This window comes from Gandjariella thermophila (assembly GCF_005405885.1).
In the GTDB taxonomy this organism is placed as follows: domain Bacteria; phylum Actinomycetota; class Actinomycetes; order Mycobacteriales; family Pseudonocardiaceae; genus Gandjariella; species Gandjariella thermophila.
Genome location: NZ_BJFL01000001.1, coordinates 167,212 through 180,292, shown reverse-complemented (window position 1 = coordinate 180,292; position 13,081 = coordinate 167,212). Strand labels below are relative to the sequence as shown.

At 70.0% G+C, this 13,081-nt stretch carries 10 protein-coding genes; 2 read left to right on the top strand and 8 right to left on the bottom strand.

Translation table 11 applies throughout. The features are described from left to right. Positions 1-2 precede the first annotated feature (2 nt). From ku to FFT21_RS00850, 8 genes are all read right to left on the bottom strand, one after another. Entirely contained in the window at positions 3-905 is a 903-nt protein-coding gene (ku, locus tag FFT21_RS00880) for a non-homologous end joining protein Ku (protein WP_137811763.1), read from the bottom strand. A 55-nt stretch (positions 906-960) separates the two neighbouring features. After that, on the bottom strand, positions 961-1,932 hold the full coding sequence (locus tag FFT21_RS00875) for a tyrosine-type recombinase/integrase (RefSeq protein WP_137811762.1): 972 nt from the start codon (positions 1,930-1,932) through the stop codon (positions 961-963). Between the two features lie 90 nt (positions 1,933-2,022). Further along, positions 2,023-2,754 (bottom strand): G1 family glutamic endopeptidase, encoded by a 732-nt coding sequence (locus FFT21_RS00870; RefSeq protein ID WP_137811761.1) that lies wholly within the window; start codon positions 2,752-2,754, stop codon positions 2,023-2,025. 173 nt (positions 2,755-2,927) lie between these two features. Beyond that, positions 2,928-4,385 (bottom strand): cytochrome P450, encoded by a 1,458-nt coding sequence (locus FFT21_RS00865; RefSeq protein ID WP_137811760.1) that lies wholly within the window; start codon positions 4,383-4,385, stop codon positions 2,928-2,930. Further along, positions 4,385-4,543, bottom strand: a complete 159-nt coding sequence (locus tag FFT21_RS28700) for a hypothetical protein (RefSeq protein ID WP_153816523.1) — start codon at positions 4,541-4,543, stop codon at positions 4,385-4,387. Before FFT21_RS28700 ends, FFT21_RS00865 begins: the two co-directional genes overlap by 1 nt. A 95-nt stretch (positions 4,544-4,638) precedes the next feature. Further along, positions 4,639-6,153 (bottom strand): patatin-like phospholipase family protein, encoded by a 1,515-nt coding sequence (locus FFT21_RS00860; RefSeq protein WP_137811759.1) that lies wholly within the window; start codon positions 6,151-6,153, stop codon positions 4,639-4,641. Next, a complete protein-coding gene (locus FFT21_RS00855; protein ID WP_137811758.1) occupies positions 6,150-8,432 on the bottom strand; it encodes a GMC oxidoreductase in 2,283 nt (760 codons plus the stop codon). Before FFT21_RS00855 ends, FFT21_RS00860 begins: the two co-directional genes overlap by 4 nt. Before the next feature lie 13 nt (positions 8,433-8,445). Further along, a complete protein-coding gene (locus FFT21_RS00850) occupies positions 8,446-9,414 on the bottom strand; it encodes a hypothetical protein (protein WP_137811757.1) in 969 nt (322 codons plus the stop codon). Positions 9,415-10,147: 733 nt separating this feature from the next. Between FFT21_RS00850 and FFT21_RS00840 the strand changes: the two genes are divergently transcribed. Together FFT21_RS00840 and FFT21_RS00835 are read left to right on the top strand one after the other, a co-directional pair. Next, positions 10,148-10,504, top strand: coding sequence for a VOC family protein (locus FFT21_RS00840; protein WP_137811756.1), 357 nt, complete (start codon positions 10,148-10,150; stop codon positions 10,502-10,504). A 101-nt stretch (positions 10,505-10,605) separates the two neighbouring features. After that, the gene (locus tag FFT21_RS00835) at positions 10,606-12,993 is read left to right on the top strand and encodes an ATP-binding cassette domain-containing protein (RefSeq protein WP_137811755.1); all 2,388 of its coding nucleotides are present in this window, start codon (positions 10,606-10,608) and stop codon (positions 12,991-12,993) included. The last annotated feature ends 88 nt before the right edge of the window (positions 12,994-13,081 follow it).

Below are 13,081 nucleotides of genomic sequence, written 5' to 3'. Positions count from 1 at the left end.
GGTCAGGCGCTGCGCGAGCGGCCGCGTGTCTTGCGCCGCTTGCCGTCGGCGCCTTCCTGTTCCGCGGTCTTGCCCTTGGACCGGGACGAGCCGCGGCCGCCGGCGGAACGCCGCGAGGTGGACGTGCCGCCCCGGCTGGCGCGGGCCTGCTCGACGCTGCGTTCCAGCGCGGTCATCAGGTCCACGACCTCACCGGGCCCCTTCTCCTCAGGCCGCTCCGGCACCTCCGCGCCCTCCGCCTTCGCCTCGATCAGCTGAGCCATGGCCTCCTGGTAGTCGTCGCTGAACTCGTCCGGCTTGAACGACGCCGCCATGCTGTCCACCAGGGAGGTGGCCATCTTCAGCTCCTGCGGGCGCACCTCCACGTCCTGGGTGAGAAACTCGAAGTCCGGCTGGCGGATCTCGTCCGGCCACAGCATGGTGTGCAGCACCAGCAGGTCCTCCCGGGCGCGCAGCAGCGCCAGCGACTCCCGCTGCCGGATGGCGATCTTCACCACCGCGAGCTGCCCGGTGTCCTGCAACGCCTCCCGCAGCAGCGCGTACGGCCGGGCAGCGTTCTTCTCCGGCTCCAGGTAGTAGCTGCGCTGGTAGTAGATCGGGTCGACATCCTCGATCGGCACGAACTCCAGCACCTGGATCGCGTGGTCGGTGGCCACCGGCAGCTTCTGGAAGTCCTCGGCGTCGAGCACGACCATCCGCCCGTCGTCGAGCTCGTAGCCCTTGACGATGTCCTCGTAGGGCACCTCCTGGCCGCACACCTCGCACACCCGCTTGTAGCGCACCCGGCCGCTGTCCTTCCGGTGTACCTGGTGGAACCGGAAGTCGTGCTCCTCGGTGGCGCTGTACAGGCGGACGCCGATCGTGACCAGGCCGAACGAAATCGCGCCCCGCCATACGGACCTCATGTCACCCTGAGTACCCGCAAAACGGGCACGGCACAACCCGTGACCCGCCCGGTCGCTACCCGGCCGGGGAGCGGTCGGGGAACGCGCGGTAGGTGCGGTTGCTGGCCACCGCCGCCCGCTGCTCACGCGCCGTGACTTGAATGTAGTTCTGCGTGGTGGCCAGGCTGGCGTGGCCGAGCAGCGCCATGATCTCCGAGGCGCTCGCGCCGTCCTCGGCCAACCGGGTGGCGAAGGTGTGCCGCAACGCGTGCAGGTTCGCCCCGGCCGGCACCCGGTCGTGCAGCCCGGCCCACCGGTAGCAGCAGCGCATCAGGTACTCCAGGCCGCCCCGGCCGATCGGCCGGCCGCGCCGGTCCAGCAGCAGGGCAGCGTCGTCAGACAGCCGCAACAGCGGAAACCGCCGCCGGCAGGAGGCCAGGTAGTCGTCGACCACCCGCTCCATCGCGGTCTCGATCGGCACCGACCGCTCCCGGCTGCCCTTGCCCCGCACGTGCACCCGACGCTCACCCGGCCGGCCCACGATCGACCCGACCCGCAGCGCCCGCATCTCCGCCGACCGCAGGCCCACCACCAGGCCCAGCGCCACGACCAGCAGGTCCCGCTCCGGCCACGGATCGCGGGCTCGCCGCGCCCCGGCGGCCACCGCGGACAGCAACCGCTCCGGGGTGTCCTCGCCGCGCAGCGGCTTCGGCGACAGCGGCGGGGTCTTCGGCCGCGCCACCGCGGCCATCGGGTTGCCCGGCAACAGCGCCTCGGACACGCAGAAGGTGAGGAACTGGTTCCACGTCGACCAGGCGCGCAGCACCGAACTCTTCGCGTGGGTGTCGGCGAACCGGCCGAACGCCGACCGCAACGCACCCGCGGTCAGCCGGTCGACCACCAACGCCTCCGGTTCCACACCGGCGTCCTCGGCCAGCAGCCGGTTGATGCCGTGCAGGTCGCGCCGGTACGCGGCGGTGGTGTGCGGCGAGTCCTTGCGGGGACGGCGGGCGAGGAAGAACGCCTCCTGGGCCTCCAACACGCGCATGCCGATCTTGATACCGCACCGCACCGACGGTGCGGTGCGACGCCGCGGGAGATCACCGGCGACGTCACACCGCACCGAGCGGGGATCAGCTCATTCCTGGAGGTAGGTGATGGAGAAACCACCACCGGAGAGCGGACCGGTGTGGTCCTCGAACCCGGAACTGTTGCTGGCGTCCAGCGCCACCGGGCCGTAGTTGCCGAGCGGACTGCCGTTGACCGTGGCGCCCGTGAACGTCACCTTCCCGAAGTTCGGGTACGCGGCCGTCGGCGACTCCATGATCACTTCCGCGGACACGTTGGCGGCCCGCATCGACCTGTTGACCGTGCGGGTCCAACCCTTGGAGGTGTCGCTGAGGGTGAGGGTGTAGGTGCTGCCGCTGCGGGTCACCGACGCGTGGATCACGTCACCCGCGCTAACCGGGTTGCTGTAGTACACCGGGCTGGCCGGGTACATCTCGTACCACGCCTGGTACACCGGACGCCCGCTGGAGCAGTCGGTGGCCACGCCGGTCTGCTCGACCGTGGAACTGCCGTAGCCGTCGATGCCGACCCACGGGGCGAACAGGTCGTCGGTGGAGTTGCAGGTCACCGCCGGCTCGGTCCACGTGGCGCTGACCGAGGAGAACCCGCTGCCGGTGGCCACGTACCCGGACCAGTTCCCGCCGTCCTGGTTGAACCCGAGGCGGTGCGGGTGGTTGCCGGCGGCGACGTGCTGCGGGGCGAAGGAACGGGTGGGTGCCGAGGCCGTGGCCGTGGCGGGGAAGGTGAGGAGACCGGTGACGCCCAGAACGACAGCCGCTAACGCGGCTCGTTGTGTCCGCATGGGGTACCTCCATCGCAGGGTACGGCCGTGGCCCTGCGGCCCCGGCCGGTAGCCCTACGGTGCGGCGGCCCCCAGGCGCCGGGCACCCTCCGGTCGTCGGTGGCCATTCAGTGAACATGCACAGCGGCAACGAGTTCCGGTGGTCGCGCCGTCTCCCCGCGACCCGGCACCGCTCAGCGCGGCACCAACCGCACCGGCAGCCCGTCCACCGGCACCGGCAGCGACGTGTGGTCCCACCGCACGCGGTAACGCTCCGCCACGCTCCACCGGTAACACCGCAGCATCTCGTGCAGGATCGCCTTGACCTCCAGCACGCCGAAGTGCATGCCGATGCATTTGTGCGCGCCACCGCCGAACGGCACCCAGGCGTAGCGGTGGTTGCGGTCCTCCCGGCGATGGTCGGCGAACCGCTCCGGGTCGAACGCGTCCGGCCGGGTCCAGCAGCCGGGATCGAAATGGTTGACCGAGGGCTGCGCGGCGACCAGCGTGCCCGCCGGAAGGTAGTACCCGAGCACGTCGGTCGCCTTCACCGTCTTGCGCATCACCGAAGGAACCGGCGCCACCAGCCGCAGCGACTCCCTGATCACCAGGTCCAGCGTGCGCAGCCGGTCCAGCGCGGCGATGTCCGGCACGTCCTCGCCCAGCGCGAGGGACTCCTCCCGGGCGCGTTCCTGCCACTCCGGGTACCTGGCCAGGTAGTAGGCGGCGGCGGTGCTGGCGATGGTCGAGGTGTCGTGCGCGGCCATCATCAAAAAGATCATGTGGTTGACCACGTCCCGACCGGTGAACCGCTCGCCCTCCGGGGTACTGGCGTGGCACAGCGCGGTGAACAGGTCATCCCCGTGCCCGGCCTGCCTGCCGGCCAGGCCGCCGGCGAAGTACGACTCAAGCAGCCGGCGGCCCCGCACCCCAGCACGCCAGCGGGTGCCCGGTAACGGGTGGCGGACCAGCGCGGTGGCCGCCCGCACGGTCGCCACGAAGGCCCGGTTGATCCGGTCCGCCTCCGGGGCACGGTCCAGGGCCATGAACACCTTGGTGGCCACGTCCAGGGTGAGACCCTTGAGCGCCCAGTACAGCCGCACCGGCCCGTCCACCCGCCAGGTGGGCACGGCCGAGCGCACCGTGGGGCCGAACTGCCGGACGTAGCCGGCGAGCCGGTCCCGGGTGAAGGCCTGCTGCATGATCAGCCGGTGGGTGTGGTGCTCGTCGAAGTCCAGCAGCATCAGCCCCCGGTGGAAGAACCGGTCGATCAGGAACGCCCAGCCCTCCTGGGAGAACGCCTTGTCCCGGTTGATGAAGACCACCTGGGTGGCCTCCGGCCCGGACACGTTGACGATGCGCGTGCCGAACGCGCCGATCCACGACACCGGCCCGATCCGGTCGTGCCGCTCCCGGGCGAAGTCCGTGCCGAACCGGCTGGAGTGCAGGACGTGCCCGACCAGGGGAGGGCCGTAGTCGCCCAGCACCGGCCGCAGACCACTGCCCGGCGGCGCGGCACACAGTTCCCGAACCGGCCACCGCCGGCTCAACGCCCGCAGCATATCGTCCACCCGGCCCGGCGCGGGCGCGGCCACCAGCGAGGACATCCGTTCCCTGGCCGCCCGAGCCGGCCGGCCGAGCAGACTCGCCATCACACGCTCCTCGGGTCGGCACCGGGAGGGCAGCCGAGCACGTCGAGCGGCTCGGCCATCGGCCACACGCGCTCGCGGATACGAAACCGCACCGGCAACACCGCCACCCAGGTGAGCGCGGCGGCGCCGGAAGCGATCAACCCTGCGCAACCAGACATCGCGGCCGAACGCAGCATGGGACCGCCAAGGTCAGCTGTCAAGGACGCGCACCCCGGGCCGGAAGACGGTCAGCGCGCGACTCGATGACACCGCGTCAGAACGGGCCGTAGCTGAGCAACCCGCGCGCATACACGTCCCACAATTTCCCGACGAACAGGGTGCCGAAGCGGACCACCGCCTCCGCGTGGTCCCGCACCGAGGAACCCGTGGTGCGGAACGTCGCGAGCTCGCGCGCGAACGCCAGCGGGTGAAGCCGCAGAACACCCGTGGCCACCACACCGTCGGTACCGGCTTCCCGGTGCCCCCGCACCACACTGGTGTGCAGGGTGGTGGTCTCCCGCCAGAGGTGCCGCAGGCTCTCGCCGCGGACGGTCTTCACCCCGGCCAGCGTGAGCGGGCGGCCCTCGCCGTCATGGAAATGCAGCCGGTACCGCATCTCCTTGCGGGTGGGATCGCCGTCGTCCACCAGCAGGTTGAACGCGCCGTCGTCGATGGGCAGCGACCCGCCGAGCGCCGGGCAGACCACCTCGCCGGAGACCCGGGCATGGTGATGGGGGTCGGTGACGAACCGGTCGATGTCCTCGGTGTCGATGGTGAGGCGGACAGCCAGCGGCTCCTCCGCCCCGGCATCGGCGCCGCGGCGCCGCCGACCGTCGACGAGCGCGACCGAGCCGGTCATCTCCTCACCGAACCGCAGCGCGGCCGACCCGGACCGGGCCGGCCGCGCCGCGGGCACCGCGGTGCGGATGCCGCGCTCCGCGCACCACCGGCGAGCCGCCTCGACCCCACGGTTGACGACCTCGTGCAACCGGTCGGATCCGATGTTGGTCAGGTAGTTGATGGGCACCTCGGCGCGGAGCACCTTCAGGTCGATGCGCCGACCGAACTCGCCGTCCCGGCCGGCGGCGATCGCGGCGTTGCTCTGCTCGATACGCCGCGCGATGCGCTTGAAGTGGCCGTTCGCGGAGGACTCGATGATCTGGAAGTAGTCCGCGACGAACCCGGTGTGCCATTCGCCGCGCTCGCTCACCGTCCAGATCGCCCAGATCTCGTCCGCACCGCGACGAATGGCCTCCTCGACGTTGGCATCGGTGACATAGACGGCGTCGATGTAGGTGTTGCCGTTGGTGCGGACCGGCGGGAACCACATGGGCAGCGAGACACACGCGATGAGGTAGTCCTCGGACATCCGCCGCGGCGTCACCACCTCCAGTTCCTGCCGGGTCACGTTGTAGACGTTGAACGTCGCGGCCAGCCGGGAGGCGCGGATGGTTTTCCAGTCCAGGCCCCAGCGCGGCAACACGTTCCGGCGGAAGCCGTCCAGCGTGAACAGCGACTCGGCATAGAACAGCTTCGGGTACTCCCGCAGATTGGGGGTGGCCATGGCCAGCGCCGACGTGTCGCGCCAGTTGTCCGCGATCCGCGTGCCGCTCATACCCTGGCACAGCATCGCCATGTTCAGGCATCCGCCGCTGGCGCCGTCCACATGGTCGAAGGTGACTCCGCACTCGTCCAGCCAGACCTGCAGCACACCGGCCTGAAAGGCAACCTTCAGGCCGCCGCCGGCGAGAATCAGTGAGCGTTTCCTCCGTTTTCTGGCGCTGGTCATCGGTTCCTCCAGGGCAGGCGCGGGTTGACGAAGGCATCCCAGAACGCCTCGGCATACACCTGGCCGAACCGGGCCAGGCTCTCCGCCCAGCGCAGCGGGCTGGTCGTGCCCGTGATCCGCACGCTGGCCAGTTGCCGGGGGATCTGGTCGACCGGGATATGCAGCTCGCCGGTTGCCACCACGGGGCCCTTTCCGGAATGCCCCGCGCGGACCTGGACCCGCAGCGGGCTGGTGGCCGGCCCGACCGACAGCGGCCGGTCTGCGCGCAGATCCAGGCATCCCTCCATCAGGTACGGCCGACCGTCCATCCCCAGGAACGGCAGCGTGTACAGCGTGCGGCGCACCCCCGGGTCGCCGGTGTCGGCCAGCAGGTTCACCACGCCGTGGCGCACCGGTGCGCCCTCGGCCGTGGTGAGCGTTTCCGCGCGCACGGTGCCCACGGCGGTCATGGGATGGCCCCGGTTCTCCAGGAACTCGTCAAGGAACGGGGCCGCGACCGTGAGCGTGGCGGACACGGCGAGGCGACGCCGCCCGGTGCCGTCGCCGGCTGGGGCATCGCCGTCGGTCTGGAGGTAGCCGCGCATCGGCTGGGTGAAGGCCAGGCCGATCGGCGAGGTGCGCGGCGGCCTGGTGCCCTTCTCCGGGATCACCAGCGTGGACAGCGGGTCGGTCACCCGGTGGACGTGCTTCCACTCGGGCGCACGGTGCCGCCGGCCGGTCATACCGGCGATCGCGGTCTCGATGTTGCGCTCCGCCACCGCGGCGATCGTGTGCGACGGGTTGACGCCCGTGGCGGCCGGTAGGCAGGCGCCGTCGAGCACGTACAGGCCCGGGTAGCCGTACACCTCGCCGTTGCCGTCCGTGACGCCCCGGCCCGGATCATCGGCCATCACGCAGCCACCGAGGTTGTGCACGGCCACCGGGACACGGAGGTACTGCCACAGCGGGTTGTCGGCCATGGCCGCGCCGAGGGTGTCCGCGATGTCCGCGCAGAGCCGCTCCTCGACATCGTAGAGCGCCTCGTTGCCGGCTAGGTCCCAGTCGATGCACAACTCGTGGGTGTGGGGATGCAGCGCCATCCTGCCGTTGGCCTTGTCCCGCCCCATGGCGAGGAAGACGGCGGTGTCGTGACCGACGTCGCCCGGCGCGCGCACGCGGTCCCGGGCGCCGCGGCGGACCAGACCGGTGACCTGCTCGGGATGGCGCAGCGGCCCCTGCCTGCGCCGGTGCTCGGGGCTGAGCACCTGCAGCAGCGCCGCGATCTGGCGAGGGAAACCGCCCTCCTCGAAGATGAACCAGTGCCGGTCGGCACCGGAGGAACGGTCGTAGACGATCCCGGTCGTGATCGTCGGCCCGACCCACGGATCGAACGATTCGTCGGCATGGAAGGCGAACCCGAGGAAATCCCCGTTCGCGGAATAGTCGCATCCCAGCCGCTCCGACAGCGCCGGCAGGGTGCGGTACTGGTCGCGGCAGCGCAACAGCAGTTCGGTGGAGTTGACCGCGCCCGCGCAGAGGAAAACCGCGCGCGCCCGCACGTCGCGGCGGGTTCCCGAGGCGTGGTCGCGGTAGTCGACCCGGTATCCATCTCGGACCGGGGTGATGGTGGTGACCTCGCAGCGTGTGCCGACGTCGGCGCCGTGCTGCTCGGCCACGGCCAGATAGTTGAGGTCGAGGGTGTTCTTGGCCTGGATGTTGCATCCGATATCGCATTCGCCGCAGTGCCGGCACCCGTACTGCTTCACGCCGAACTTGTTGGGCCGTGCCGTGGTCGGATCGCCGAAGTTGACCGCCAGGTTGGGGTAGCAGAACTGGTCGGAGCGGCCAAGCCGGGAAGCCACCTCCCGCATGAGTCGGGTCTTGGGCGGCAGGCCATAGGGCTGGTCGGCGGAGACGGGGGTGATGTCCAGCATGTAGGCGACGAGGTCGTAGTAGGGGTCGAGGGCTTCCCGGGTGTAGCCGCCCGGCCAACCCCGACGGAACGATTCGGGTGGCATGCGCAGCTGTACGTTGGCGTAGACATGCGATCCGCCCCCGTAGGCGGCGCTCTGCACCACCGTCATCTCCCGGCCGAACTCCCGGACGTCGAACAATCCTTGGTCGTGCCGCCACAACCAGCCGTCGAACGGGTTCTCCCAGTTCCGCGGGAACGTTCCCATGGGGTAGCGTCTGCCGCGTTCCAGAACGCCGACGCGAAGGCCCGCCTGGGCGAGTCGACAGGCGGAAACCGCGCCCCCGAAACCGGTGCCGACAACAATGGCATCGTACCGCCGCAACATTCGCTTTCCCCGGTCAGTGATGATTGAGTGTCCGCCACGCGTTGGCGAGCGTCTTACCCACGGGATCGATGACTCGCCGGTCGTTCCAGTACCATGGATGGGACAACGGGGTCCACGACAACCAGGGCGGCCCGACGGAAACCTCGCGGTCCTCGCTGACGTGCTCGGCGTATTCGTCGTTCAACGGTTTGAGCGGGGAGGAGACCAGGTCGTCCTTGTGGTAGAAGTTTATCCACTCCGATCGTCCGCGAAGCTCGGGATGATGGTCCGCGAGTTGCGGCGGGGGCACGTGCACGGGCCTGCCGAAGTTCCGGTAGCGCAGCGCCCACAGCGCGATCGGGCTGCCCAGGGTGTACAGGAAACTGAGCGTCTCTCCGCGTTCCAGGGGCGTTTTCTGGCTGGTCTTCCGCACCCGGTCGCTTATTCGCCGCACATCCTTGCGGCCATCCTTGCGGCCGGCTTCGACCTGCAGGTCGTACAGGTAGTTGGTCGCGATGACGCTGCCCAGGCTGTGCGCCAGCACGCACAGGGGCGCGTCCGCACCGGCCCTTCTGGCAAGCTCACGCAGCGTGCGGGCGAGGACGAGGTGCACCTGGTCGTAGATGGTGCGATCGCCGCTGGTGATCTGATAGGCGATCGCGTCGCCGATGTACTGGACGGTCAGCCATCGCAGGGTGGGGAAGTCGAGTTTGGCGGCGCCGGGCACCCAGCGCAGGAGTCCGCTGGCGGCGGCGAGGAGCACGGCCGTGGCGGAGCCCCGGTCCGCCCGGGTGCCCTGGCTGTTCAGCCACCGGAAGTACCCGCCGTCGGGGGAGCCGAGGACCCGGCGGAACAGGTTGTCCTCGTACGGCTGTATCACCGGAGCCCAGAAGGCCGGCTCGACGACCAGGGCGTCGTCGGCGTCCACCCCCGTGGCGCGCTGGAACGTGTGCTTGAGCCGAGCGATGGCGGTGTCGCCGAAGTGCTTGTCGTTGATTTCCACACCGTGAACCAGAACAACGGCCAGGCGGCGAGTCATGTGATGCCTCCGCACGTATCGGGACGGCCTGGCTGCCGGGCGCCAACGCACCACCTATACGACCGTTCTCGTCACCCGCCCGTCATCGGCACCATCGGTGCCCAGTGGTCGGTACGCCGGGGGGAGGGGACAGGTGTGGTGCGCGGCGATCCGCACCTGGCGAGGCCGACGGCGGCGGCGGACAGCGGGGACGTGGCCGCCGGCGGTCCACGTGGTGAGCACCCGGCCGCGCGGTGGGGGCGGAGCGCCGCTGATGTCGGCTGGAAACCGATATTTGCTGGATAATGAAAATTATCCATGAAACATGGTGCTGGCCGGGTGCTCGGCGGTCGGCAGCGGGGATCGCTCGCTCGGTCCCGACGACGGCGGCCAACGTCGTCCCGGCCGCCGGTCGAGTTCCGCATCCGTCATGTCGCACGCGTGGACCGCTCAGCGGCGGGCTCCGCGAACGCCACCGCATCATGATCGACATCTGCTCAAGTCTCCGCGGTTCGGCTCGCGGTGATCGCGAGCGCCGCGTCCTCCCACCCACAAAACGTCACCGTGACGAAAAATGGCAGTGGGACGGGGCCCGCCCCCGGCCGTCGTGCGTGGCGAAGCAGGTGCCCAGACCGAGCAGGAATCGAGAAGCGCCGGTCACCGAGCCGCCGCTAGCGTGACCGCCATGGATATCACCACCACGACATCAGGAGCGATCATGACCGGCGCTTCCACCCAGGGAATCAAGACCGTGCTGCATCCCGTGTCCGACCTGGCGACGGCCAAGGCGGTGTACGCCGCGCTGCTCGGCGTACCGCCGCAGGCCGACGAGTCCTACTACGTCGGCTTCGAGGCCGCGGGTCAGCACATCGGGCTGGTGCCGGGCGGTGGGCCGCAGGGCATGACCTCACCGGTGGCCTACTGGCATGTGCCGGACATCGAGGCGAAGCTCGCCGAGGTGACCGCCGCGGGTGCCACCGTGAAGGAGCCCGCGCACGACGTCGGTGGCGGCCGTCTGGTGGCCACCGTCACCGACCCCGATGGCAACGTCCTCGGACTGCTCCAGGATCGGTGAGTGCCGAACCCCTGCACCCGCCTGAGAAGCCGGTCAGATCGAGCGAGGCGACGCCGGCGGAGACCCGCGAAGGCCGGCCCCGCCCAACGGATGGAGGCACGATGAGCATGGCCACCAGGACGGACACGCAGTCGCCTGCACCGCACGTCGCCGACAGTCACGATGTGATCCGCGTGCATGGCGCGCGCGAGAACAACCTCAAGGACGTCAGCGTCGAGATCCCGAAGCGCCGGCTGACGGTGTTCACCGGCGTCTCCGGATCGGGCAAGAGCTCGCTGGTGTTCGGCACGATCGCCGCGGAGTCGCAGCGGCTGATCAACGAGACGTACAGCGCCTTCGTGCAGGGCTTCATGCCAACGCTGGCGCGGCCCGAGGTCGACGTGCTCGAAGGGCTGACGACCGCGATCATCGTTGACCAGCAGCGGATGGGTGCGGATCCCCGCTCCACGGTCGGCACCGCCACCGACGCCAACGCGATGCTGCGCATCCTCTTCAGCCGGCTGGGGCGGCCGCACATCGGCCCGCCCAACGCGTTCTCGTTCAACGTCCCCTCGGTTCGGGCGAGCGGTGCGATCACGGTCGAGCGCGGTGACCGCAAGGCCGAGAAGGTGACCTTCACCCGTGCCGGCGGCATGTGTCCGCGCTGCGAAGGCCGGGGCACGGTCACCGATCTCGACCTCACCCAGCTCTACGACGACTCGAAGTCGCTCGCCGAGGGCGCACTCACGATCCCCGGCTACAAGGCGGGCGGCTGGAACTATCGGCTCTACATCGAGTCCGGCTTCTTCGACCCGAACAAGCCGATCCGCGAGTACACCAAGAAGGAGCTGCACGACCTCCTCCACCGCGAGCCGACCAGGATGAAGATCGCGGGCATCAACATGACCTACGAGGGGCTGATCCCGAGGCTCAGGAAGTCGATGCTCGCCAAGGACCGCGAGGCGATGCAGCCGCACATCCGGGAGTTCGTCGACCGGGCTGTCACCTTCACCGCCTGTCCGGAGTGCGGCGGCACCCGGCTGTCCGAGGCGGCCCGGTCGTCGAAGATCAAGGGGATCAACATTGCTGACGCCTGCGCGATGCAGATCAGCGACCTGGCCGAATGGGTTCGCGGCCTCGACGAGCCGTCAGTGGCGCCGCTGGTCGGCGCGCTGCGGCATACCGTCGAGTCGTTCGTGGAGATCGGGCTGGGCTACCTCTCGCTGGACCGGCCGTCGGGCACGCTGTCCGGCGGCGAGGCGCAGCGCGTCAAGATGATCGGCCACCTCGGCTCCTCGCTCACCGACGTCACCTACGTCTTCGACGAGCCCACCACGGGCCTGCATCCCCATGACATCCAGCGGATGAACGACCTGCTGCTGCGGCTGCGGGACAAGGGCAACACGGTGCTCGTCGTGGAGCACGAGCCGGAGACGATCGCGATCGCCGACCACGTCGTCGACCTCGGGCCGGGCGCTGGTACGGCGGGCGGCTCGGTCTGCTTCGAGGGCACTGTCGAGGGGCTGCGGGCCAGCGGCACCATCACCGGCCGCCATCTCGACGACCGGGCCGCGCTCAAGGAGACCGTGCGGACGCCCACCGGGCGGCTTCCGATCCGCGGCGCCAACATCCACAACCTCCAGGACGTCGACGTCGACATCCCGCTGGGCGTCCTGTGCGTCGTCACGGGTGTCGCCGGGTCGGGGAAGAGCTCGCTGGTGCGCGGGTCGGTCCCCGCCGGCGCCGGCGTGGTGTCGGTCGACCAGGGCGCCATCCGCGGCTCGCGACGGAGCAATCCGGCGACGTACACCGGGCTGCTCGACCCGATCCGCAAGGCTTTCGCGAAGGCCAACGGTGTGAAACCGGCGCTGTTCAGCGCCAACTCCGAGGGTGCCTGCCCCACCTGCAACGGCGCCGGCGTCGTCTACACCGACCTGGCGATGATGGCCGGCGTCGCCACCACCTGCGAGGAGTGCGAGGGCAAGCGGTTCCAGGCGTCGGTGCTGGAATATCACCTCGGCGGCCGCGACATCAGCGAGGTGCTCGCCATGTCGGTGACCGAGGCCGCGGAGTTCTTCGGCGCCGGCGAGGCGCGCACGCCGGCCGCGCACGCCATCCTCGACCGGCTCGCCGACGTCGGGCTCGGCTACCTCATCCTCGGCCAGCCGCTCACCACGCTGTCCGGCGGTGAGCGGCAGCGGCTCAAGTTGGCCACGTACATGGCCGAGAAGGGCGGCGTCTACGTCCTCGACGAGCCGACCACCGGCCTCCACCTCGCCGACGTGGCGCAGTTGCTCGGTCTGCTCGACCGGCTCGTCGACTCCGGCAAGTCGGTCATCGTCATCGAGCACCACCAGGCGGTCATGGCGCACGCCGACTGGATCATCGACCTCGGTCCCGGCGCCGGCCACGACGGCGGCCGGGTGGTCTTCGAAGGCACACCCGCCGACCTCGTCGCCGCCCGCTGCACCCTCACCGGCGAGCACCTCGCGGCCTACGTCGGCACCTGACCGAGGCGCTCGCGAACACCGTCAGACAAGCGGTCTCACCAGCTTCGGCTCTAACGCCGATAATGGACATTATGTTAACTGGAGCCGT

Coding starts and splice junctions, on each gene's coding strand:
- ku (WP_137811763.1), bottom strand. CDS start 905: ATGAGGTCCGTATGGCGGGGCGCGATTTCGTTCGGCCTGGTCACGATC.
- FFT21_RS00865 (WP_137811760.1), bottom strand. CDS start 4,385: ATGGCGAGTCTGCTCGGCCGGCCGGCTCGGGCGGCCAGGGAACGGATG.
- FFT21_RS00835 (WP_137811755.1), top strand. CDS start 10,606: ATGAGCATGGCCACCAGGACGGACACGCAGTCGCCTGCACCGCACGTC.
- FFT21_RS00870 (WP_137811761.1), bottom strand. CDS start 2,754: ATGCGGACACAACGAGCCGCGTTAGCGGCTGTCGTTCTGGGCGTCACC.
- FFT21_RS00855 (WP_137811758.1), bottom strand. CDS start 8,432: ATGTTGCGGCGGTACGATGCCATTGTTGTCGGCACCGGTTTCGGGGGC.
- FFT21_RS00875 (WP_137811762.1), bottom strand. CDS start 1,932: ATGCGCGTGTTGGAGGCCCAGGAGGCGTTCTTCCTCGCCCGCCGTCCC.
- FFT21_RS00840 (WP_137811756.1), top strand. CDS start 10,148: ATGACCGGCGCTTCCACCCAGGGAATCAAGACCGTGCTGCATCCCGTG.
- FFT21_RS28700 (WP_153816523.1), bottom strand. CDS start 4,543: ATGTCTGGTTGCGCAGGGTTGATCGCTTCCGGCGCCGCCGCGCTCACC.
- FFT21_RS00860 (WP_137811759.1), bottom strand. CDS start 6,153: ATGACCAGCGCCAGAAAACGGAGGAAACGCTCACTGATTCTCGCCGGC.